Origin of the sequence: Caballeronia novacaledonica (assembly GCF_900258035.1) — a bacterium.
Lineage (GTDB): Bacteria > Pseudomonadota > Gammaproteobacteria > Burkholderiales > Burkholderiaceae > Caballeronia > Caballeronia novacaledonica.
Window position 1 is genome coordinate 120,931 of the sequence record NZ_OGTP01000002.1, and the last position, 22,061, is coordinate 142,991.

A 22,061-nucleotide genomic window follows, 5' to 3' on the forward strand; every position below is an offset into this window, starting at 1 on the left:
GCTTTAGCAGATAGCAACGTCCAGAGCAGGTCCGTAAAAACCCGCCGATCATGGATGGAGACCCTTACATGTTTGCGCTTGCAAAGATCGCGAGAATCGCGCGCGGTGCCTGTTTCATGTCTCTCGCGGCCGCTTGCGTTGGCGGCACCAGCGTTCGCGCCGCGCCGCTCACCGTCACGCACTGGGGCGACGGCATGTACGGCGTGCCCTTCGCGGTCGCCATGGAAAAGGGCTTCTTCAAGGAAGAGGGCGTGGACGTGACGGGCTTCATCACGTCTGAAGGCGGCGGCACTACGGTGCGCAACGCGATGGCGTCCGAGATTCCCTACGGCGAAGTCGCACTCCCTGCGGCGATCTCGGCAGTGAAGCAGGGCGTCGATCTGACCATCGTGCACGGCGGGGTGCAGAGCCTCGCCGATCTCGTCTGGGTCGAGCAGAAGAACGGCACGATCACCGGTATCCAGCAGATGAAAGGCAAGACGATCGGCTACAGCAGTCCGAAGTCGACGACCGATACCATCGTCACGATCGCGCTCGATCGCGCCGGATTGACGGGACAAGTGCAGCGCAAGCCGGTCGGAAGTTCGAGCGGCATGCTCACATCATTGCAACAGGGTGCGGTCGATGTGGCCTACATGACCGAGCCTTCGTATAGCGCGAAGAAGGATCAGTTGCGCATCGCGTTTCGTTCGACCGATATCGTGCCGAATGAAACGCAGACTGTCGGCATCGTGCGCACCGATTACCTGAAGACCCATCCCGAAGTGATCAAGGGCATCATCAAGGCGCGGCGCAAGGCGGTGCAATACATGGCCGCGCATCGCGACGAGTCCGCGCAAATCCTCGCGAAGCAGTACAAGATGGACCCGGCGGTCGCGTCTTCCGCACTGAACAACGTGCTGGACGCCGATCCGAAGTACTGGAGCGAAGGCAGTTTCGATCGCAAGAGCATGGACGAAGTGCTGAAGGGATTGATACTCGTGAAGGCGATTCCCGAAGGCCCGTTCGACTGGTCGAAGATCGTCAACGAATCGCTCCTTCCCGCCGATCTGCAAACGAAGAAGTGAGGCCGCGATGAGCGTGTTGTCACGTCGCACGAAGATATCGGTCGTATCGCGCGATCCCGCCGCGCAAGATGCGGAGCGCGTGCAGGCGCGTCTCACCGATGTCACGCGCATCTATCCCGGCACGGCCGGCAAGCCGCCGTTTCATGCGCTCGGGCCCGTGAGTCTCGACTTGCGCGCAGGCGAGTTCTTTTCAGTCGTGGGCCCTTCGGGATGCGGCAAGTCCACCTTGCTCGACGTGCTCGCAGGACTGAATCCCGCGAGCGGCGGCACGGTCGAGTTCGAAGGGCAGGCGGTGGGCCACGAAGTGCCTGACGGCGTCGCGGTCGTGTTTCAGGAAGATGCGAGCTTTCCGTGGCTCAACGTATTCGACAACGCCGCGTTCGCCGCTCGTCGCGCGGGCGTGGCGGAAAACGAAGTGCGCGAGCGCGTCGATCATGCGTTGTCGTTCATGGGGCTGAAGTCGTTTGCACGCGCGTATCCGGCGCAGCTTTCGGGCGGCATGCGTCAGCGTGTGTGCATTGCGCGCGCGATGGTCGTGCGTCCGCGCCTCATGCTGCTCGACGAACCCTTCGGCGCACTCGATCAGCAAACGCGTCTCTTGATGGGCGATGAAACGCTGAAGCTGTGGCGCGACACCGGCGCGACCGTGATGCTCATCACCCATTCGATCGATGAAGCCGTGCTGCTGTCGGATCGCATCGGCGTGATGTCGGCGTGTCCGGGGCGCTTCATCGCGACGATCGAAACCGGCTGGCCGCGCTTGCGCGACAGCAAGATCGCGCTCGATCCGCGCTTCGGCGAACTCACGGCGCAAGTATGGGGCCTGTTGCGCGACGAAGCGTTGAAAGCGCTCGGGAGCAAGCCGTGAACGAGGCGGCGCGCTGGCGCATCGGACTCGTCGTCGGGTTGATCGCATTGCTGGAAATCGCCACGCGCCTGGCGTGGATCAATCCCGTTTCGTTCATTCCGCCTTCGCGCATGGCGGTCAGCGCGTGGGACATTCTCACGTCAGGGCAATTCACCGTCGATATCGTGCAGACGCTCGGCAGCGCGCTCGCGGCCGTGGCGCTCGCCGTGATCGTCGGCTTCATCGGCGGCGTGCTGCTCTTCCGGTTGCCGCGGCTGCGCCGTGTGCTCGATCCCTTGCTGCTCTCGTATTATGCGGTGCCCGTGTTCGTGCTCTATCCTATTCTCATCGTGATCTTCGGATTGAATCGATGGCCGCTCATCGGCATCGGCTTTCTGTTCGCGGTGGTGGCGATGGCCGTGAACACGCTCAATGGTCTCGAACGCGTGCCGCGTGTACTGCTGCGCACGGCGCGCGTATGCCGTCTGAACACGCTCGATGAAATTCGTTTGATTACGTTGCCCGCGAGCCTGCCGTTCGTGTTCACCGGCATCAAATTGACAGTGGTGTATGCGTTCATCGCGGTCGTCGCGGGCGAGTTCGTGTTGTCTGGATCGGGCTTCGGCTATCAGATCGCGTTCGCCTACAACGCATTCGACAACCCGACGATGTACGGCCTCATGGTCCTGATGCTGGTCTTCGTCACGACGATCAACGGCCTGCTGCGCCACGCCGAAAGACGCCTTTACCGGCGCATCAGAAGGGAGGCGGCATGAGCACCGTCGTCATCACGCATGGTACGAGGACGCGACACGCGCAGCGCTGGACCGATGCGCTCGTGCTGATCGTCGTGCTCGTCGCGCTGTGGCAGATTCTCAGCGAAGCGCTCGGCCCCGATGTGCTGACCACGCCCGCGCATACCGTGCAGCGCGCGGTGCATATCGTGAGCGATGCGGATTTTCCGGCGAGTCTTTACGTGACGTCGCTCGCGTTCGCATCGGCGTTCGCGATATCCGCCGTCGCGGGCGTATGCCTCGGCTTGCTGCTCGGCGCGCGCCGCATGGCCGGCGACGTCATGGAGCCGCTGATGATGGGCTTCTATTCGATTCCGAAGGTCACGCTCTATCCCGTCGTGCTGCTCGCGTGCGGCCTCGGGTTGTGGGCGAAGATCGTCTTCGGCGTGATGCACGGCATCGTGCCCATCACGCTCTTCACGATGAACGCGGTGCGCAACATGCCGCCGATCTACGCGCGCGCCGCAAGGACGTATCGCATGAGCCCCGGCGATTTCGCGCGTCATGTGCTGCTGCCCGCGTGCGTGCCGGAAGTGGTGTCGGGCTTGCGCATAGGCTTTTCGTTAACGCTGCTTGGCACCTTGATCGGCGAGATGTTCGCATCGCAGAGCGGCATCGGACGCATGCTGATGATCGCGATGAACCGCAACGAAACGAGCACGATCATGGCGCTCGCGCTGATGCTCTTCGTGTTCGCGACGCTCGTCAACATGCTGTTTCTCGCCTGGCAACGTCATCTCACGCATAGCGACTGATCATGAAAACGCTCTTCGACAAGCTGTGGGACAGTCACGCGATCGCGCATCTCGCGGGCGGCATCGATCTTCTTCAGGTGGACCGTCATCTGATGCACGAGTTGACCGGCGTCGAAGCCGTTCGTGTGCTTCAAAGGCGCGGCTTGAACGTGGATAGTCCCGCGCTGACATTCGCAACGCTGGATCATGTGATCTCGACGATGCCGGGACGCAGCGCGGGCGATGCCGACTGGAGCACCGAGATGATCGACGCGATGCGCGCACAAATGGCACAGCATGCCATTCCCATCTTCGACATCGGCAACGATGGCCGGCAAGGCATCGTGCATGTGATCGGGCCGGAGCTTGGGCTGTCGCTGCCGGGCACGTCGATCGTATGCGCGGACAGTCACACCTGCACGCACGGCGCAATGGGCGCGCTCGCTTTCGGCATCGGCTCGACGGAAGTGGTGCATGTGCTCGCCACGCAAACGATTCGCCAGAAGCGGCCGAAGACGATGCGCGTGCGGTTCGAAGGCCGCGTGCGCGAAGGCGTGAGCGCGAAGGACATGATCCTGTATGTGATCGGCAAGATCGGCGCGGCGGGCGGCACCGGGTATGCCGTGGAATATGCGGGCGACGCAATCGAAGACCTGTCGATGGAAGGGCGCCTCACGCTGTGCAACCTGAGCATCGAGCTGGGCGCGAAGTTCGGACTCGTCGCGCCCGACGAAACGACTTTCGTGTATTTGCGCGATAAACCGTACGCACCGCAAGGCGCGCAATTCGACGCGGCGCTCGCAGACTGGAAGGCGCTCGCGACCGATCAAGGCGCGCACTTCGATCGCGAAGTGATCGTCGATGCCTCCGCGATACGCGTGCAGGTCACGTGGGGCACGAGTCCCGAACATGTGATCGCGCTCGATGAAACGATCCCCGACCCTGCGGCACTCGAGGACGATTCGCGTCGCCAGGCCGCGCAAGACGCAATCGACTACATGGGCGTTCATGCGGGACAACATCTCGACGAACTCGCCGTGGATCGCGTGTTCATCGGCTCGTGCACGAACAGCCGCATCGAAGATTTGCGCATGGCCGCGCGCGTCGTCGATGGTCGTCACGTTGCGCGCAATGTGAAAGCGTGGGTCGTGCCGGGTTCGCTCACGGTCGCGCGTCAGGCGCAAGAAGAGGGGCTGGTCGAGATCTTTCGCGCGGCGGGCTTCGAATGGCGCGAGCCGGGCTGCTCGATGTGCGTCGGCGCGAACGGGGACGTCGTCGGGCGCGGCGAGCGGTGCGTATCGACGTCGAATCGCAATTTCATCGGCAGACAAGGGCCGGGTGCGCGCACGCATCTCGCGAGTCCCGCCGTCGCGGCGGCCAGTGCGATCGCAGGGCATATTGCCGCGCCGCAGGGAGCATCGCGATGAAAGCCGTCACGACGATCATCGGTCCGGCCGCGCCCCTCTTGCGCGATAACGTCGATACGGATCTCATCATTCGTATCGAACGTATTTCGCAACTGAAGCGCGGTCAACTCGGACCTTATTTGCTGGAGACATTGCGCTATCGCGGCAATGGACCGGAAAGCGGCGCGCGCGATGATTTCGTGCTGAATCAGCCGGTATTTAGTGGCGCATGCACGATGCTCGGCGGCAAGAACTTCGGTTGCGGAAGCTCGCGCGAAATGGCCGTGTGGGCGCTCGAAGAAGCGGGCATTCGCTGTGTGATCGCGCCATCGTTCGGCGATATCTTCTACAACAACTGCCTGCAAAATGGCTTGCTGGCAGTGCGGCTCGACGCAAAAATCATCGAGCGTATTGCGACGGCTTCGCGTGATGGGGCAAACGTGGAAGTCGATTTGCGCGCGCTCGAAATACGCGCGCCAGGAATCGATCCCATTCGTTTCGAGTTCGGCGAAGCGCCGCGCGAGGCGCTGCTCGAAGGACTGGATGAAATCGACCAGACGCGGCGCATGAGCGAACAGATCGCGCGGTTTCGCGCCGACGATCGCAAGGCGCGCGGCTGGGCTTATCTTGCCTGACTTCCGGAGATTCATCTTGACCCGTTCCGCACGCTTTCGCGAGTTGTTCAAGGAAGGCCCTTTCGTTTGCATGGGCGCGCATGACGCCATCACCGCGATGCTCGCCGAGCAGGCCGGTGCGAAGTCCATCTATGTATCGGGCTTCGTCGCGTCGGGCGTCGTCGCGGGGCAGCCCGATGTCGGCGTGCTGTCGCAGACGGAGATGTTCGAGCATATTCGCCGCATATGCCGCGTGACGTCGGTGCCGATCTTCGCCGATGCCGATACGGGCTACGGCGGCATTCTCGACGTGCAGCGCACGATGCGTCTCTGGGAAGAAGCGGGCGCCTCCGTGCTGCATCTGGAAGATCAGGCGCTGCCGAAGAAGTGCGGGCACTACGCGGGCAAGCAGCTCGTGTCGAAGGAAGAGATGGTGCTGAAGCTGCGCGCGATGATCGAAGCGCGGCGCGATCCGGATTTTTTCATCGTGGCGCGCACGGATGCGATCGCGGTCACCGGCATCGACGACGCCATCGCGCGACTCGAAGCCTATGCGCAAGCGGGCGCCGACGGTCTCTATGCCGACGCACCCGAAAGCATCGAGCACATGCGCGAACTCACGCGCCGTTTGAAGCCGCTCGGCAAGCCGATCCTCTTCAATCAGGCACGTACCGGAAAGAGTCCATACGTGTCGATGAAAGAGGCCTACGAAATAGGCTTCGATTACACGTTGAGCCCCATCGAGCCGATGCTCGCGATGCACAAGGCCGTGAAGGACATGCTCGACGTGTTCATGCGCGAAGGTTCGACCGATGCCATCGCCGATCGTCTGACGCCTTTCGAAGAGTACAACCGCTTCGTCGGGCTCGATAAGGCGGTCGATGTCGAAAAGCGCTTCGCCAGCGTGCAGCCGAAGTAGCGGGCGTGTTCGCGGTTGTCGGTGGTCAAGTAACGACTTCGTAAGCGCGCGAGTGTCGGCGCTATACTGACTATCCTTCCACCGCATCCCGATCCGCGGGACTCTCTCGCGGCGCAAGTCCATAAATTGGCTGAACACAACCTAGAAAAACTCAAAATCGACCGGGGACCGTCCGCCGCGATGCCGCGGCGCCGGCGCAACTGGCTTCGTTATGCGGTCATCGCGGCGATCCTGCTTGCGCTCGTCGCCGTGGCATTTCGTTTCGCTGGCCCGCAGGCAGTGGAGACCGCCACTGTCACGTCCGTCTACCCGTCGCAAAGTTATACGATGTTGAACGCCACCGGCTATGTCGTGCCGCAGCGCAAGGCGGCGGTGGCGTCGAAGGGGCAAGGGCGCGTCGAATGGCTCGGCGTGCTCGAAGGTACGCCGGTGAAGGAAGGGCAGATCATCGCGCGGCTCGAAAGCAATGACGTGGCCGCGTCGCTCGCGCAGGCGCAAGCGCAGGTGAAGGTCGCGCGGGCCAATCTGGAGCTTCAGCGCGCCGAGTTGAAGAACGCGGAAGTCGACCTCAAACGCTACAAGATCCTCGCCCCGCAAGGCGCGATTCCGGCGACGCAGTACGACGCCGCGCTCGCCCGCTACGACAAGGCGAAGGCTTCCATCAACAGCGACGAAGCCGCGATCTCGTCCGCGCAAGCCAACGCGCAGGCCGCGCAAGTGGCCGTCGATCAGACCGTGATCCGCGCGCCCTTCGACGGCGTCGTGCTGGAGAAGCACGCGAACGTCGGCGACAACATCACGCCGTTCTCGTCGGCGTCGGACAGCAAGGGCGCGGTCGTCACCATCGCCGACATGAAGACGCTCGAAGTCGAAGCCGATGTCGCCGAGTCGAACATCTCGCGCATCGCCGTCGAGCAGCCGTGCGAGATCCAGTTGGATGCGCTGCCCGACGTGCGCTTCGCGGGCCGCGTGTCGCGCATCGTGCCGACGGTCGATCGCTCCAAAGCCACCGTGCTCGTGAAAGTGCGTTTCGTCGAGCGCGACGCGCGCGTGCTGCCCGACATGTCCGCGAAAGTCGCGTTCCTGTCGAAGCCCGTGCCGCCCGAGGAGAAGAAGGCGGTCGTCGCCGTGCAGCCGGCGGCTGTCGTCACGCGCGACGGCAAGAAGGTGGTCTTCGCCGTCGAGCACGACACCGCGCGCGAAGTGCCCGTGACGACGGGCGAGCGCATCGGCGATCTGCTGGCCGTGCAGGGCGTGAAGCCCGGTGACGTGCTCGTCCTCGCGCCCGGCGACAAGCTCGCGGACGGCGCGAAAGTCACGCTGGCGAAGAAATAGCGTGAGCACGACGCCTCTCGTTCAGATCAGCCACGTCGTCAAGTCGTATCGGCGCGGCGTGCAGACGGTGCCGGTGCTGACCGACATCACGCTATCCATCGCCGAAGGGAATTTCGTCGCGCTGATGGGGCCTTCGGGTTCGGGCAAGAGCACGCTGCTCAACCTGATCGCGGGCATCGACCGGCCGGATAGCGGCGAGCTGCTCGTCGGCGGACTCGATATCACGCGCCTGCCCGAAGCCGCGCTCGCGGACTGGCGCGCGGCGAACGTCGGCTTTATCTTCCAGTTCTATAACCTGATGCCGGTGCTGTCCGCCTTCGAGAATGTCGAATTGCCGCTGATGCTCACGCGCCTCACGCGCCACGAACGGCGCGAGCGCGTCGCGATGGTGCTCGACATGGTCAACATGGCCGACCGCATGAGCCACTATCCGTCGGAACTGTCGGGCGGGCAGCAGCAGCGCGTCGCGATTGCGCGGGCGCTGATCACGGACCCGAAGCTGATCGTCGCCGACGAGCCAACTGGCGATCTCGACCGCAACTCCGCCGCCGATGTCCTCGCGATGCTGCAACGCCTCAACGACAAGCTCGGCAAGACCATCATCATGGTGACGCACGATGCTCACGCGGCGGGCGCGGCGAAGGCGCTCGTGCATCTGGAGAAGGGCGAATTGATCGATGGAACCCGACCTTAAACGATCATGTTCGTGCTCAAGCTGATCCTGCGCAACGCGCTGCGTCACAAGCTGCGCACCACGCTGACGGTGCTCGGCCTCACGATCGCCGTGCTCGCCTACGGCCTGCTGCATACCGTCGTCGATGCCTGGTATGCGGGCGCGGCGGCGGCGTCGAACGCGCGGCTCGTCACGCGCAATGCGATCTCGCTCGTGTTTCCGTTGCCGCTCGCGTACGAGAACCGCATCCGTGGCGTAGACGGCGTGACGCTCGTCGCGCGCTCGAACTGGTTCGGCGGCGTTTATCGCGATCCGAAGAACTTTTTCGCGCAGTTCGCCGTGTCGGACAACTATCTCGATCTCTATCCGGAGTTCATCGTTCCGGAACAGCAACGCGCCGATTATCAGCGCGATCGCAAGGGCGCGCTCATCGGCAGGCAACTCGCGGATCAATACGGCTTCAAGGTCGGCGACGTCATTCCGCTCAAGGGCACGATCTATCCGGGCACGTGGGACTTCGTCGTGCGCGGCATCATGGAAGGACGCGATGAATCGACCATCACGCGGCAACTGATCTTTCACTACGACTACCTGAACGAGACGATCCGCAAGACGACCAAGCGCAACGTGGATCAGGTCGGCGTGTATGTGGTCGGCATCAAGGACCCGGACGACGCCGCCGTCGTTTCGCGCAACATCGACAATGTCTTCAAGAACTCGCTCGCGGAAACGCTCACCGAAACGGAGCAGGCGTTTCAGCTCGGCTTCGTCGCGATGTCCAATCAGATCATCGCGGCGATACGCGTCGTGTCTTATGTAGTCATCCTGATCATCATGGCCGTGATGGCCAATGCCATGGCAATGAGCGCGCGCGAGCGCATCACCGAATACGCGACGCTGAAGGCGCTCGGCTTCGGGCCGGGTTTCCTGTCGATGCTCGTGTTCGGCGAATCGATGGCGATTTGCGCGATCGGCGGCGGCATCGGCATTCTGGCCACGCCGCCAATGGCCGAGGTCTTCAAGCACGCGACGGGCGGCGTGTTCCCGGTCTTCATGGTGTCGCACGAGACCATGCTGTTGCAGGCCGCGTGCGCGTTTGCCGTGGCGATGGCGGCGGCGATCGTGCCGGCGGTGCAGGCGAGCCGCGTGCGCATCGTCGAAGGCCTGCGGGCGATCGGCTGAGGACGCGCAATGGCCATTCCCGTTTCCTACGTCGCGCGCAATCTCTGGGCGCGCCGTCTCACGACGATGCTGACCGCGGGCGGTCTCGCGCTCGTCGTGTTCGTGTTCGCGACCGTGCTGATGCTCGACGCCGGCCTCAAAAAGACGCTCGTCTCGACGGGCGAAGCGGACAACGTCGTCGTGATCCGCAAGGGCGCGGAAACGGAGATACAGAGCGCGATCGACCGCAATCAGGCGAACGTCATGGAGATGCATCCCGCGGTCGCGATGAACGGCGACGGCGAGCCGCTCGCCTCGAAGGAAACCGTCGTGCTGATCTCGCTCACCAAGCTCGGCACGAACACGCCCGCGAACGTCGTGATTCGCGGCGTCTCGCCGATGGGCGTGCAACTGCGTCCGCAAGTGAAGCTCACGGCGGGGCGCATGTTCAGGCGCGGGTCGTCGGAGATTATCGTCGGGAGCAGCATCGCGAAGGGATTCGGCGGTACGCGCATCGGCGATCACCTGCGTTTCGCGCAGCGCGACTGGACCGTCGTCGGTCATTTCGATGCGGGCGGCAGCGGCTTCGATTCGGAAATCTGGGGCGATGTCGATCAGTTGATGCAATCGTTCAGGCGCACGAGCTTTTCGTCGATGGTCGTGCGGCTCGCGCGCAGCGATGCGTTCGATCGCTTCAAGGCCGATATCGACGTGGATCCGCGTCTCGCCGACGAAGCGAAGCGCGAGCAGGTCTTCTACGGCGATCAGTCGAAGGCGCTCTCGACGTTCATCAATATCCTCGGCTTCACGCTATCGGTCATCTTTTCGATCGCCGCGATGATCGGCGCGATGATCACGATGTACGCGTCGGTGGCGAATCGCGTCGCGGAGATCGGGACGTTGCGGGCGCTCGGGTTCAAGCGCTTCGACGTGCTCGGCGCGTTCCTGCTCGAAGCGCTGCTGCTCGGGCTGGTCGGCGGTATCGCGGGACTCTGCTGCGCGGCTCTGATGCAGTTCGCTTCGTTCTCGACGACCAATTTCCAGACCTTCGCGGACTTGTCGTTTCGATTCATCCTGACGCCTTCCGTCATCGCAAGGACGCTCGGCTTCTCGCTCGTCATGGGATTGATCGGCGGCTTTCTGCCGGCGTTGCGGGCTTCGCGGATGAACATCGTCGACGCGTTGCGCGCGCGATGATTCGGTTTCCCCGAACGGTCGATGCAGAACTATTGAATTTTCAGCGACGATAGCGCGGCGTAGAGTAGGTGCATTCATTGCTCCCGATCCGGAAGGAGAATTCAAAATGCCACTCGTCAGAATCTCGCTCGTGAAAGGCAAGCCGCGCGACCATATCCGCGCAATCTCGAACAGCGTTCACGAAGCGCTCGTCGAAGCGTTCAAGGTGCCCGCCGACGACCGTTTCCAGTTGATTCAGGAACACGAGCGCGACGACTTCATCTACGATCCCGGATATCTCGGCGTCGAACGCAGCGACGACCTCGTGTTCATCCACATCACCGCGAGCGACTGGCGCGACACGGCGACCAAGAAAACGTTCTACAAAACGCTGGCGGCGAAACTCGCGACATCGCCCGGCTTGCGGCCCGAGGACGTGCTGATCGTGCTCGCGCCGAATCGCCGCGAAGACTGGTCGTTCGGGCGCGGACTCGCGCAGTACGTGGAGGACGCGGCCTGAAGGAAAACCGTAAAGGAGACAAACCCACGATGAACCCGACGACTCTGAAAGGCGCGTGCCATTGCGGCGCGGTGACGTTCGAAGTTCAGACGCCGGTCGAACCGGCCGTGCGCTGCGATTGCAGCCTGTGCCGGCGGCGCGGCGCGGTGATGTCGGCGCCGTTCACCGTGGACAAACTGCGCATCCTGTCAGGCGAAAGCGAACTCACGCTTTATCAGTTCAACACGCGGGTTGCGAAGCATTATTTCTGCAAGCGCTGTGGAATTTACACGTTCCATCAGACGCGCTCGAATCCCGACGAATGGCGCGTGAACGTCGGCTGCATCGACGGCGTGGATGCCTATTCGATCGACGCGCCCGTGAAGAATGGGGCGAGCAGTTCTGTCGTCGGAAATACCTAGCGGTGCGGCCGCGTGAGTGAAGGGCGCGGGGAACGCCGCGTAGGCAGGTCGCTGGCATTCTGCATAACGCATGCAATAAACAAGGCCGCGCTTTGCGATGCGAGCCTATCCGCGGACATAAACCGTTACTGCTTCCCGTCCGGCGGATAGATCGTGTTCCAGTCATCCTTCATGCTCACGACGATCCAGCCTTTCGCGCGTGCTTCGTCCCACGCTTTATCGAGCTTGCCGATCTTCGATTGCCGGTCGTAAGCGTACTCGCGCGTCGCGTCATCGTGATGCACGATGAGTGCGAGATGCGGCCCGGCTTGCGCCGCGGTGTACTGGAGCATCTGCAGGTCGCCGTCCGAGTTGCCGAACGCGAGCACCGGCCTGCGCCCGATGTTGCGATAGATGCCGACGGGCTTGCCCGGACCGTCATCGACGAAATCGATCTTCGGTTCGCGTACGAGCGCGGGCTTGCCATCGCGCATTTCGTACTTCACGACCTGGCTCGAACCGATCACCTGTTCGGGCGGAACGCCGTACACGCGTTCGGCGAACACGCGCATGAATTCGATCGTTCCACCCGACACGATGTACGTCCTGAAGCCGTTCGCACGCAGATACGCAAGCAGTTCGAGCTGCGGCTGATAGACGAGCTCGGTATAAGGCCGCTGGAATTTCGGATGCCGCGCCGTGGCGAGCCATGCGCGGATCGCATGGTCGTAGTCATCGACGGTCATGCCGCTGTTCGCTATCGCGATGAGCTTCAGCACTTCTTTCTGCTGTCCCACGAGCGCCGCCGGATCACGCGCGGCGAGCGCGCGAAACGCCGGATTGTTGCGCCACTCGGGATGCTTCGGCGCGGCCGCCTTCACCTGATCGAGCATGAACACGAACTGGAAATAGAGCGGCTGCTCGGACCACAATGTTCCGTCGTTGTCGAACACCGCGATGCGCTCGGCGGGCGGCAAGAAGGTGGGTGAGCCTTCTCGCGTCACGTCGTCGACGAACTTGATGATCGCCTCGCGCGCGGTGCCTTCGCGCCATGACGGCAGGATGGCGGCCACAGCGGGCTGCGTCTGCGCGCTCTGCACGGGCGCAACGCTCGCGCTGTCGCCCGGGTTCGCACATCCGGCGACGACGAGCGCGGCAAGCAGCATCGCCGCGAGCGCGAGCAGATGATCAACGCGCTGTCGTATCGATCGATATCGTGCCATGCGTCCAATTCCGCAGGTTCTTTCCATTTTCGCAATGTCCCTATTCGATCCCACCAATATACGAACGCATAAGCTAATTCAATCTTTTTTTGAGCGGCCTCGCGAAGCTGTGCGAAACAATGCTCAGATTGCGGATACGGCCCTTCAAGGCGCACGTCATGTCGAAAAACGCAGCGGCGCGATGCTTTGACGAAAGGGCTTCGGTCCAGTAACTTGTCGCCAGCGCAAGCTGTCAAAGCTTCGACCAACGACAGAGGGAACACGGCCATGACCCGTCTGACTCGAAAGATCGCATGCCTCGTCGCGCTCGCATTGCTTTCCACGTCGCTCGCGCTCGCCTGCACGCGCGCATTGTATGTCGGCGATAAAGGCCTTGTGATAACGGGCCGTTCGATGGACTGGTCCGAGGACATGCGCTCGAACCTCTGGGTGATGCCCGCGGGCATCGAGCGCGATGGCAATGCCGGACCGCGATCGATCAAATGGAAATCGAAGTATGGCAGCGTGGTGGTATCGGGCTATGAAATCGGCACGGTCGATGGCATGAACGAGCGCGGGCTCGTCGCGAATGCGCTTTATCTCGCGGAAACCGATTACGGCAAGCCGGACCCGAAGCGCGATCCGATGTCCATCAGTCTATGGGCACAGTATGCGCTCGATAACTTCGCGACCGTCGGGCAGGCGGTCTATGTGCTTTCTCGCGAGCCGTTCCAGATCATCGCGCCGCCGCTGCCCAACGGCAAGCCGCTGACCATTCATCTGTCGCTGTCGGACGCGCGCGGCGATTCGGCGATCTTCGAATACATCAACGGCAAGCTCATCATCCATCAAAGCAAGAAGTACAAGGTGATGACCAACTCGCCGGTCTACGATGAACAGCTCGCCATCGATACGTACTGGAAGAGCGTCGGCGGGCTGGGCTTTCTGCCCGGCACGAATCGCGCGGCGGACCGCTTCGTGCGCGCATCCTTTCTTCTCGATGCTATTCCAAAGCAAGCCGATCCGAACTACATGGCCGGCGTGCCGCAGAAGTCGTACGCGTTTCAGGCCGTGGCCAGCGTAATGAGCGTGATGCGCGCGGTGAGCGTGCCGCTCGGCATCAGCACGCCCGAGCAGCCCAATCTTTCATCGACGATATGGCGCACCGTGTCCGATCAGCAGAACCTGGTCTATTACTTCGATTCCGCGACGCGCCCCGATACGTTCTGGGTCTCGCTGAAAAAGCTCAACCTGAATCCCGGCGCACCGGTGATGAAGCTGACGATCGATGCGGGACAGGTTTTCTCGGGCGAGGCAGCGGGAAGTTTCGTCGCCACGCAGCCGTTTGCGTTCATGCCCGCCAAGGCGCCCTGACGCGGCGTTCGCAGCCGCATTGCATCGGTTCGACAAGAAACGAGGCGTCGATTTCGCTCGCACAGGTAAAATAGTGTCCTTTTGCCCCCGGTGAGACTGTGCAAGGCATGAAGCGCACGGCATTCAGCGGCCCGGCGCTCGTTCGGCTGCTGGCACATTTTGCCGATCTCGAAGTTCACGAACCCGCTCAATCGCTCGCGGACCGCCTGAGTCAATGGCTCGGCTGGACCGATGCGATCGCGCTGTCCACCGCGCTCGCGACCGATCCGCCCGCCATGCCCGGCGCGCGATCCGCGCCGCGCGACGTGGAAGAAGAGTGCGCGCGCGTGCGGGCCTCGCTCGCCGGCGCCTTCGCGCGCGAGGAAGCGGCCGCGCGTCGCAGGCATCGTGCGCCCGTGCAGCCGTCGCCGGACAGTCCGGTTGACTATGCGGATTTTCGTCAGCGCTACGTGTCGCTGCAACAGGCGATGGAATCCGACATCGGCGCGCTGCGCACGCGTTTGCGATCGATGCTCGCGACGAAATCGCCGGACATGGCGCGCCTCGCCGTCGTCGATGCCGTCATGGAACAGGCGCTGACCGCGCGCGAACGCAGTCTGCTCGCCAACGTGCCCGCACTGCTCGGCAAGCATTTCGAGCGCCTGAAGAGCGCCCACGCTTCGCTCGAAACGTCCACAGCCAATGCATGGCTCGACGTGTTTCGCAAGGATCTGCAAAGCGTGCTGCTCGCCGAGCTGGAAGTTCGTTTTCAACCGATCGAAGGCTTGCTCGCGGCTCTTCGCCCCCGCTAACTGGCTCGCTATGTCCCGAAATCTTCTGAACATCGTTGTCTTTTCAATCGGCCTTGCCGCGGTGCTTGGCATCGGCATCGCGTATATCGTGTCGAATCCGATTGCGTTCGCCGTCACGCTCGTGATCGCCGGATGCTATCTCGCGGGCGCGGCGGAATTGCGCCGCTATCAACAGATCACCCGCTCGCTCGACGAAGCCGTCAAGCAACTGGCCGCCGCGCCGCGCAGTCTCGCCGTGTGGCTCGATAACCTGCATCCGAGTCTGCGCCATGCGGTGCGCCTGCGCGTCGAAGGCGAACGCGCGGCGTTGCCGGGGCCGGTGCTCGCACCGTATCTCGTCGGCCTGCTGGTGTTGCTCGGCATGCTCGGCACGCTGCTCGGCATGGTCGCGACATTGCGCGGCACCGGCACCGCGTTGCAAAGCGCATCGGACCTGACGGCGATCCGCGCGTCGCTCGCCGCGCCCGTGACGGGCCTCGGCTTCGCATTCGGCACGTCGATCGCGGGCGTCGCGACATCCGCGATGCTCGGCCTTTTGTCCGCGCTGTGCCGCCGCGAACGCCTGCAAGTCACGCAGCAACTCGACGTGAAGATCGCGACGACACTGCGCGCTTTCACGCAAGCGCATCAGCGCGACGAGACGTTCAAGCTGCTGCAACTTCAAACGGAATTGATGCCGAAGCTCGTCGATCGTCTTCAGTCGATGACGCTCGCAATCGAACAGCAAAGCATCGCTGCGAGCGAACGCCAGCTCGCCGGTCAGGATGCGTTTCATGCGAAAGCGGAGACGTCGTATCGGCGGCTGGCGACGTCGGTGGAACTGTCGCTGAAGCAGAGCGTCGCGGACAGCGCGCGGGCCGCGAGCGCCGCGTTGCAGCCCGTGATGCAGGCAACGATGGACGGCGTCGCGCGTGAAGTGACCGCGTTGCATGCCAGCGTCGAGCAGGCCGTCGCGCGTCAACTGGAAGGCTTGTCGAGCGGCTTCGAGACATCGTCGGCGAAGGTCGCGGAGATCTGGAACGCGTCGCTGTCGAAACACGCGCAATCGAACGCGGCGCTCGTCGAGGAAATGGGCGTATCGCTCGATCGTTTCGCGCAAGCATTCGATCAACGCGCGACGCATCTCGTCGACGGCGTGTCCGCGCAAATGGATCGCGTGTCGGGCGGGCTGGAATCGTCGGTAGCGAAGCACGCGCAATCGAGCGATGCGCTCGTCGCGCGCATGGACGTATCGATGGCGCAATTCGCGCAGACGTTCGAAGCGCGCGCTTCCGGCTTGATCGACGATGTCGCCGCGCGCCTCGAAAGCGCGACGGGCAACCTGTCTCAAACATGGTCCGATGCGCTCGCGCAGCAAGCGCGCGTCAACGAGCGGACGTCTGCGCAGAATCAGGAGGCATTGACGGCCGCAGCCGCGAGCTTCGAACAACACGCGGCCTCGCTCGTGCAATCGGTCGATCGATCGCATGCGGACTTGCGCGCCGAACTCGCGCAACGCGGCGAGGAGCGTCTCGCCGCATGGAGCAGCGCGCTCGACACGATGGCCGCTTCGTTGCGCGAGCAATGGCGCGAAACGAGCGCGGTGGCGGCGGATCGTCAGAAGGATATCTGCGATGCGCTCGCGCAGACCGCGCACGACATGTCCGCGCAATCGCAGGCGCACGCGAGCGCGACCATCGCGGAGATCGAGCGTCTCGTTCAGGCGGCATCGGAAGCGCCGAAGGCCGCTGCCGAAGTCGTCGCTGAAATGCGTCATAAGCTCTCCGAATCAATGGTTCGCGATACCGCGATGCTCGACGAGCGCAGCCGCCTGCTCGCCACGGTCGAAACATTGCTCGACGCGGTGAATCATGCGTCGAACGAGCAGCGCGCCGCGATCGACGCACTGGTCGATACATCGGCGACGCTGTTGCAGCGCGTGGGCGCACAGTTCACCGGCACGGTCGAAACCGAGGCCGGCAAGCTCGGCGCGATGGCCGCGCAAGTGACGACGAGCGCCGTCGAAATGGCGGGCTTGTCGGATGCGTTCGGCGCGGCGGTGCAGTTGTTCGGCGAATCGAACGACAAGCTCGTCGCGCATCTCGCACGGATCGAAAGCGCGCTCGACAAATCGCTTGCACGCAGCGACGAGCAACTCGCGTATTACGTTGCGCAGGCGAAGGAAGTCATCGATCTGAGCATGATGTCGCAGAAGCAGATCGTCGAGGACTTGCAGCATATCGCGGGACAACGCGTGGCCGGAGCGCGCGCGGCATGAACGAGGAAATCGACGGCGGCGCGGAACACGCCGCGCCGATCTGGGCCGCGTTCGCCGATCTGATGTCGGTGCTGCTGGGCGCGTTCGTGCTGATACTCGTCGGCGTGATCGGCGTGCAGTTGCAACTCGAGAACAAGCTCGACGAAGAGGTGAAGCATCGTCAGGAAGAGACGCAGCGCCGCAAGACGCTGGAACAGGCGCTCGCGGGGCCGCTCGCGTCGGGGCGCGTGACGCTCGTGAACGGGCGTATCGGCATCAGCGGCAGCGTGCTGTTCGCGCTCAACTCGGATCAGTTGCAGCCGCAGGGGCGTGACGTGCTGAAGAGTCTTGCCGGGCCGCTCGCCAGCTATCTGCATGCGCACGAGGAAATCCTCATGGTGAGCGGTTTCGCCGACGATCAGCAAGTGCACGAAGGCAACCGGCGTTTCGCGGATAACTGGGAACTGTCGGCGAAACGCGCGTTGACCGTCACGCGCGCGTTGATCGATGCGGGCGTGCCGTCATCGTCGGTATTCGCGGCGGCGTTCGGGTCGGAGCAGCCGGTGAGTTCCAACGCGGATGAACTCGGACGCGCGAAAAATCGTCGTGTGGAGATTTCCGCTGTGCCGCGATCATCGGATGGCGCGGTGAAGGCTCATGACTAACGCGACGCCGGCACGCGCGATGCTCGACGCATGGCGCGCGAGTGGCGACGATCGCGCGAATCCCGTGCGCTTTCATCTCATCGATGCGCTCGACAAACGCGCGGCTGCTTATGAAGGCGAGACGCGTCGCGTGCTCGATGCACGTGTCGCGCAGTTGCTCGATGCTTATCGAAGCGATATCGAGCGTGCCGCTTCGCAGCGCGCCGCGATTCATGACGATGACGAACGCGGACCGCTTGCCGCGCTCGTCGAAGACATCGCGAAGTCGTCTTCGATGCACAAGGCGTCGCATGCCGAATTGCTCGATTACTTCCGCGCGGTGTGGTCGAAAGTCAGCGCGGAAAAGCAGTTGCGCGATTCCCTCGCGCAAGTGCCGAGAAACGCGGGACCGCTCAATTCGAGCAGCCTCGTGCATCGTTCCTTGTCGCTCATGCGTGAAGTATCGCCGGGCTATTTTCAGCAATTCCTCGCTTATGCCGATGCGCTTTCGTGGATGGAAGAGCTGAACGGTCCGGGCTTCGTCCTCGCGAAAGACGCGGCGGGTGCAAAGAAGGGCGGGCGAAAGAAGAAGTGAACGAACGCCGCGCGATTCATCCGAACGCGCGGCGTTCTTGTATCAAGCGAGCCAGCCCTTGATGGTGCTCGACATCACATGGGTCGGGAACGCATCGGGCGGCGCGGTTCACGCTCTTCGTTCGCGCGACGCTTTCGAACGCGATGATGGATTTCAGCGGAAGAAGGCGCATGGGTGCTTACTTCGGCTCTTTCGGCACACGCCCCATCAAAAAGAATTCGTCGTTGGGCCGCATCGAAATCACGTTCGCCATGCGATTCGACAAGCCGAAGAATGCCGTGATGGCCGCGATATCCCATGCGTCTTCATCGCTGAAACCATGCGCATGCAACGCGGCGAAATCGGCATCGTCCACCGTGCCCGACGCGCGGCACACCTTCAGCGCGAAATCGAGCATGGCCTTCTGACGCGGCGTGATATCCGCCTTGCGATGATTCACCGCGATCTGATCCGCGACGAGCGGGCTCTTTTCATAGATGCGCAGAATCGCACCATGCGCGACGACGCAATAGAGACAATCGTTCACCGCGCTCGTCGCGACGACGATCATCTCGCGCTCGCCCTTGGTGAGACCGCCGTCCTTCAGCATCAGCGCATCGTGATAGGCGAAGAACGCGCGAAACTCGTCGGGCCGATGAGCGAGCGTGAGAAACACGTTGGGCACGAAGCCCGCTTTCTCCTGCACTTCGAGAATGCGCGTGCGAATATCGTCGGGCCAGTCTTGCGGATCGGGAACGGGATAGCGGCTGATGGGCTTTTGCGTCATGACGTCCTCGAAGACGTTGATCGAACGCCCATTGTAGAGCGCACTTCTTCAACGCGCGACCGTCAGCGACGACAGAAGCTTCAGCAGGCTATCGACGTTGACCGGCTTCACGAAGTGATAATCGAAGCCCGCCGATTGCGCGCGCAACCGGTCTTCCGCCTGTCCATAACCCGTGATCGCGATCAGCAAAGGCGTCGAGTCGCCCTTGCGACGCAAACGCCGCGCAAGCTCGTAGCCGTCGATATCGGGCAGGCCGATATCGAGCAGCGCCACGTCGGGTTGCAATCGCGGCGCGGCTTCCAGCGCTTCCGCCGACGAATACGCGACACGCGCGACATGTCCCTCCGATTCGCATAGCATCGCGAGCGAATCGGCAGCATCGCGATTATCGTCGACGACGAGAATGCGCAACGCCGCGCGCGTCTCGCGCATGCTCGTATCGGAAAGCGCGAGGGCCGAATGTCTTTCATGATGATGCAAGCGCGGCAGGCGCACGGTGACGGTCGTGCCGAGACCCGGGCCGGGGCTTTGCACGGCGATCGTGCCTTTATGCATTTCGACGAGCTTCTTCACGAGCGACAACCCGATGCCAAGCCCGCCGTTCGAGCGGTCCAGCGTGCGTTCGCCTTGCGAGAAGAGCTCGAAAACTTTAGGCAGAAGATCGGCGGAAATGCCGGTGCCCGTATCGGCGATGATGATCGAAACCCATTCGTCCACGGCCTGCACGCTCACGGTGATCCGGCCTTGCTCCGGCGTGTACTTGCTCGCGTTGTTGAGCACGTTGACGAGGATCTGCGAGAGGCGCGTGGGATCGCCGCAGACCCAGGTGGTGGCATCGGATACATCGACGTGAATGTTCTGCGAGCGCGACTCGACCATGCCCGCGATCGCTTCGACCGCGTGATACACGGCGGTGCCGACGAGAATCGGTTCGAGTTGCAGCGCGATGCGCCCCTGCGTGATGCGCGAGACTTCGAGCAGATCATCGACGATGCGCGTCATATGCTCGACCTGCCTGCGCATCAGATCGATCAGATCGTTCAGATGCGTGTCGCCGTCCTGATCCTTCTGCAATAGCGCAATGGCCGTGCGCAACGGCGCAAGCGGATTGCGCAGCTCATGCGCGAGCATCGCGAGGAATTCGTCCTTGCGGCGTCCCGCTTCACGCAGCATCAACTCCATGTGCTTGCGCTCCGTGATATCGATTACGCTGCCGATAATGCGAAGCGGCTCGCCGTCCTTGCTGCGCTGAAGCAGGGCACTGCCCTGCATCCATTGTTCGCCATGCAGGTTGCGCACGCGAAACTCGAAGTGGCCTTCGGGGTTCTCGCCTGCCGCGATGCTGCGCACATAGCGGTCGAGCGTCTTGCTGTCGTCGGGATGTACGCGAGAAAGCGCCGCGTCATAGCTGAGCGTTTCGGTGATCTGCCGCTCGCCGCCGGTTTCGAGAAAGAGCGTCCACGTCGCGAGTTCGAGCGATGCGATATGAATCTTCGCGGCCTGCATCGCCACCGTGAGACGCAAGCTGCGCGCTTCGATCGCGGCCTGCGCTTCATAACGCGGCGTGATATCGGTCGTGGTGCCGAACCATTCCTGCAGCTTGCCTCGGTCATCGTAGAGCGGCGCGGCGTGCGCCTGCACCATGCGATAGACGCCGTCGCGCCGGTACATGCGAAACGTGAGCGTGCGCGCGGTGCCTTCGCGCACCGCTTCGAGCCATGCCTGATGCGTGCGCTCGCGATCGTCCGGATGGATGTAGTCGAGCCAGCCCCAGCCGGACAACACTTCCGGCGGCGTGCCCGTGAACTGCTCCCACTCGCCGCCCGACGGACGAATCTCGCCGTTCGCATCGGCGGACCAGACGAGCGCGCCCGTCGTTTCGACGAGTGCGCGATAGCGTCGTTCCGAAAGACTCAGACGTTCTTCGTCGGCACGTTGCGCACTGATATCGAAGCTCACGCCATAGACACGCGCGAGCACGCCATAACGATCGAACTCGGGATGTCCGCGCATGCGCAACCAGCGTCGTTGTCCCTGATCGCCTTCGAGCACGAAATCGAATTCGAACGGCCCGCCGTCACGCAATGCTTCGGTGAGCTTGCGCTGAAACGGCTCGCGATATTCGGGCGCGACGCGATCCCACACTTCCGAGAGCAGCACCGCTTCGGTGCCGGCAGGAAAGGAATAGAGCGCGGCGAGTTGTGCGGTCATGCGCACCACGCGCGTCTTCATGTCCCATTCCCACGCGCCCATGCGCGCGCCGGCGAAGGCGGCCTGCAGACGCCGCTCGCTCGCCTCGTACATCGCCCAGGCGTGACGGCACTCGTGTATGTCGATCGCGACGCCGACCGTATCGCTGATCTGTCCTTCCTCGTCGCGCCGCGCCTGCAGATGCAGCGTGTGCCAGCGGAACGCGCCGTCGTTGCGCAGAAGCCGCACATCGACGTTGCGCAGCAATGTGCCGTCCCGCATTTGCCGCAGTGCATCGAGCACAGGAGGAATGTCGTCGGGGTGGACAAAAGCATTCCAATGCCGTCCGACGAGATCCGGAAACGGGATGCCGAGATATCGGCATGCCCAGGGATTGGCGTACTGGATCACCCCGTCTCGCGTCGCGCGCCACACGAACGACGGCAGAAAATGAGCAGGATCGTGCATGAGCGTCTTGCTTCCTTATTCCGGCGAGACGCGTCGCCGGGCGCGGCTTCGAACGCAGCGATAGCTTAGGGATACCATACAACAAAAGCAATCCGAAACGCCGTGTGGCAGCGTTGCGATTACCGTCACGCGCGCGTGCGCAAGTAATTTGTACGCGGTGAAAAATGAT

The 22,061-nt window shown here is 62.9% G+C and carries 21 protein-coding genes; 18 read left to right on the forward strand and 3 right to left on the reverse strand.

What is annotated here, in order from left to right:
• Positions 1-116 precede the first annotated feature (116 nt).
• The 13 genes from NOV72_RS04385 (at position 117) to NOV72_RS04445 (ending at position 11,647) form a co-directional block, all read left to right on the forward strand.
• Positions 117-1,067, forward strand: a complete 951-nt coding sequence (locus tag NOV72_RS04385) for an ABC transporter substrate-binding protein (protein ID WP_245932895.1) — start codon at positions 117-119, stop codon at positions 1,065-1,067.
• A gap of 7 nt (positions 1,068-1,074) precedes the next feature.
• On the forward strand, positions 1,075-1,935 hold the full coding sequence (locus tag NOV72_RS04390; protein WP_106853387.1) for an ABC transporter ATP-binding protein: 861 nt from the start codon (positions 1,075-1,077) through the stop codon (positions 1,933-1,935).
• Positions 1,932-2,690, forward strand: a complete 759-nt coding sequence (locus NOV72_RS04395; protein ID WP_106853388.1) for an ABC transporter permease — start codon at positions 1,932-1,934, stop codon at positions 2,688-2,690. The genes NOV72_RS04390 and NOV72_RS04395 overlap by 4 nt, the downstream gene beginning before the upstream one ends.
• Entirely contained in the window at positions 2,687-3,463 is a 777-nt protein-coding gene (locus NOV72_RS04400) for an ABC transporter permease (RefSeq protein ID WP_106853389.1), read from the forward strand. The genes NOV72_RS04395 and NOV72_RS04400 overlap by 4 nt, the downstream gene beginning before the upstream one ends.
• 2 nt (positions 3,464-3,465) lie before the next feature.
• The gene (gene leuC / locus NOV72_RS04405; RefSeq protein WP_106853390.1) at positions 3,466-4,869 is read left to right on the forward strand and encodes a 3-isopropylmalate dehydratase large subunit; all 1,404 of its coding nucleotides are present in this window, start codon (positions 3,466-3,468) and stop codon (positions 4,867-4,869) included.
• Entirely contained in the window at positions 4,866-5,483 is a 618-nt protein-coding gene (gene leuD, locus NOV72_RS04410; protein WP_106853391.1) for a 3-isopropylmalate dehydratase small subunit, read from the forward strand. The genes leuC and leuD overlap by 4 nt, the downstream gene beginning before the upstream one ends.
• Positions 5,484-5,499: 16 nt before the next feature.
• The gene (locus tag NOV72_RS04415) at positions 5,500-6,381 is read left to right on the forward strand and encodes an isocitrate lyase/PEP mutase family protein (protein ID WP_106853392.1); all 882 of its coding nucleotides are present in this window, start codon (positions 5,500-5,502) and stop codon (positions 6,379-6,381) included.
• Between the two features lie 180 nt (positions 6,382-6,561).
• Positions 6,562-7,716, forward strand: a complete 1,155-nt coding sequence (locus tag NOV72_RS04420; RefSeq protein ID WP_245932896.1) for an efflux RND transporter periplasmic adaptor subunit — start codon at positions 6,562-6,564, stop codon at positions 7,714-7,716.
• Between the two features lies 1 nt (position 7,717).
• Complete coding sequence (locus NOV72_RS04425) at positions 7,718-8,410, forward strand: ABC transporter ATP-binding protein (protein WP_106853394.1); 693 nt, start codon at positions 7,718-7,720, stop codon at positions 8,408-8,410.
• Between the two features lie 6 nt (positions 8,411-8,416).
• Positions 8,417-9,571 (forward strand): ABC transporter permease, encoded by a 1,155-nt coding sequence (locus tag NOV72_RS04430; protein ID WP_106853395.1) that lies wholly within the window; start codon positions 8,417-8,419, stop codon positions 9,569-9,571.
• A gap of 9 nt (positions 9,572-9,580) precedes the next feature.
• Positions 9,581-10,747, forward strand: a complete 1,167-nt coding sequence (locus tag NOV72_RS04435) for an ABC transporter permease (protein ID WP_106853396.1) — start codon at positions 9,581-9,583, stop codon at positions 10,745-10,747.
• Positions 10,748-10,853: 106 nt separating this feature from the next.
• Positions 10,854-11,246: a tautomerase family protein gene (locus NOV72_RS04440; RefSeq protein ID WP_106853397.1), complete on the forward strand. Its 393-nt coding sequence runs from the start codon at positions 10,854-10,856 to the stop codon at positions 11,244-11,246.
• Positions 11,247-11,275: 29 nt separating this feature from the next.
• Positions 11,276-11,647, forward strand: coding sequence for a GFA family protein (locus tag NOV72_RS04445; protein WP_106853398.1), 372 nt, complete (start codon positions 11,276-11,278; stop codon positions 11,645-11,647).
• 125 nt (positions 11,648-11,772) lie between these two features.
• Here NOV72_RS04445 and NOV72_RS04450 read toward each other — a convergent pair whose 3' ends face one another.
• Complete coding sequence (locus tag NOV72_RS04450; RefSeq protein ID WP_106853399.1) at positions 11,773-12,849, reverse strand: HAD family hydrolase; 1,077 nt, start codon at positions 12,847-12,849, stop codon at positions 11,773-11,775.
• Between the two features lie 267 nt (positions 12,850-13,116).
• On the opposite strand from NOV72_RS04450, the gene NOV72_RS04455 reads away from it, so the two are divergent.
• The 5 genes from NOV72_RS04455 (at position 13,117) to NOV72_RS04475 (ending at position 18,468) form a co-directional block, all read left to right on the forward strand.
• Entirely contained in the window at positions 13,117-14,202 is a 1,086-nt protein-coding gene (locus tag NOV72_RS04455) for a linear amide C-N hydrolase (RefSeq protein WP_106853400.1), read from the forward strand.
• Positions 14,203-14,309: 107 nt separating this feature from the next.
• A complete protein-coding gene (locus NOV72_RS04460) occupies positions 14,310-14,993 on the forward strand; it encodes a DUF3348 domain-containing protein (protein ID WP_106853401.1) in 684 nt (227 codons plus the stop codon).
• A 10-nt stretch (positions 14,994-15,003) separates the two neighbouring features.
• Positions 15,004-17,250: a DUF802 domain-containing protein gene (locus NOV72_RS04465; RefSeq protein WP_106853402.1), complete on the forward strand. Its 2,247-nt coding sequence runs from the start codon at positions 15,004-15,006 to the stop codon at positions 17,248-17,250.
• A complete protein-coding gene (locus NOV72_RS04470; RefSeq protein WP_106853403.1) occupies positions 17,247-17,894 on the forward strand; it encodes an OmpA family protein in 648 nt (215 codons plus the stop codon). Before NOV72_RS04465 ends, NOV72_RS04470 begins: the two co-directional genes overlap by 4 nt.
• Positions 17,887-18,468, forward strand: coding sequence for a DUF2894 domain-containing protein (locus NOV72_RS04475; protein WP_106853404.1), 582 nt, complete (start codon positions 17,887-17,889; stop codon positions 18,466-18,468). Before NOV72_RS04470 ends, NOV72_RS04475 begins: the two co-directional genes overlap by 8 nt.
• Before the next feature lie 178 nt (positions 18,469-18,646).
• On the opposite strand, the gene NOV72_RS04480 is transcribed toward NOV72_RS04475, so the two are convergent.
• A complete protein-coding gene (locus tag NOV72_RS04480) occupies positions 18,647-19,234 on the reverse strand; it encodes a peroxidase-related enzyme (protein ID WP_106853405.1) in 588 nt (195 codons plus the stop codon).
• A 48-nt stretch (positions 19,235-19,282) separates the two neighbouring features.
• Positions 19,283-21,892, reverse strand: a complete 2,610-nt coding sequence (locus tag NOV72_RS04485; protein ID WP_106853406.1) for a PAS domain-containing hybrid sensor histidine kinase/response regulator — start codon at positions 21,890-21,892, stop codon at positions 19,283-19,285.
• Positions 21,893-22,061: the final 169 nt, after the last annotated feature.

Bases quoted from the DNA above. Each gene is read 5' to 3' on its own strand.
- NOV72_RS04470 (WP_106853403.1), top strand. From the start codon at position 17,247: ATGAACGAGGAAATCGACGGCGGCGCGGAACACGCCGCGCCGATCTGG.
- leuD (WP_106853391.1), top strand. From the start codon at position 4,866: ATGAAAGCCGTCACGACGATCATCGGTCCGGCCGCGCCCCTCTTGCGC.
- NOV72_RS04400 (WP_106853389.1), top strand. From the start codon at position 2,687: ATGAGCACCGTCGTCATCACGCATGGTACGAGGACGCGACACGCGCAG.
- NOV72_RS04450 (WP_106853399.1), bottom strand. From the start codon at position 12,849: ATGGCACGATATCGATCGATACGACAGCGCGTTGATCATCTGCTCGCG.
- NOV72_RS04485 (WP_106853406.1), bottom strand. From the start codon at position 21,892: ATGCACGATCCTGCTCATTTTCTGCCGTCGTTCGTGTGGCGCGCGACG.
- NOV72_RS04460 (WP_106853401.1), top strand. From the start codon at position 14,310: ATGAAGCGCACGGCATTCAGCGGCCCGGCGCTCGTTCGGCTGCTGGCA.
- NOV72_RS04445 (WP_106853398.1), top strand. From the start codon at position 11,276: ATGAACCCGACGACTCTGAAAGGCGCGTGCCATTGCGGCGCGGTGACG.
- NOV72_RS04430 (WP_106853395.1), top strand. From the start codon at position 8,417: ATGTTCGTGCTCAAGCTGATCCTGCGCAACGCGCTGCGTCACAAGCTG.
- NOV72_RS04385 (WP_245932895.1), top strand. From the start codon at position 117: ATGTCTCTCGCGGCCGCTTGCGTTGGCGGCACCAGCGTTCGCGCCGCG.
- NOV72_RS04390 (WP_106853387.1), top strand. From the start codon at position 1,075: ATGAGCGTGTTGTCACGTCGCACGAAGATATCGGTCGTATCGCGCGAT.
- NOV72_RS04475 (WP_106853404.1), top strand. From the start codon at position 17,887: ATGACTAACGCGACGCCGGCACGCGCGATGCTCGACGCATGGCGCGCG.
- NOV72_RS04435 (WP_106853396.1), top strand. From the start codon at position 9,581: ATGGCCATTCCCGTTTCCTACGTCGCGCGCAATCTCTGGGCGCGCCGT.
- NOV72_RS04455 (WP_106853400.1), top strand. From the start codon at position 13,117: ATGACCCGTCTGACTCGAAAGATCGCATGCCTCGTCGCGCTCGCATTG.
- leuC (WP_106853390.1), top strand. From the start codon at position 3,466: ATGAAAACGCTCTTCGACAAGCTGTGGGACAGTCACGCGATCGCGCAT.
- NOV72_RS04480 (WP_106853405.1), bottom strand. From the start codon at position 19,234: ATGACGCAAAAGCCCATCAGCCGCTATCCCGTTCCCGATCCGCAAGAC.
- NOV72_RS04465 (WP_106853402.1), top strand. From the start codon at position 15,004: ATGTCCCGAAATCTTCTGAACATCGTTGTCTTTTCAATCGGCCTTGCC.
- NOV72_RS04440 (WP_106853397.1), top strand. From the start codon at position 10,854: ATGCCACTCGTCAGAATCTCGCTCGTGAAAGGCAAGCCGCGCGACCAT.
- NOV72_RS04420 (WP_245932896.1), top strand. From the start codon at position 6,562: ATGCCGCGGCGCCGGCGCAACTGGCTTCGTTATGCGGTCATCGCGGCG.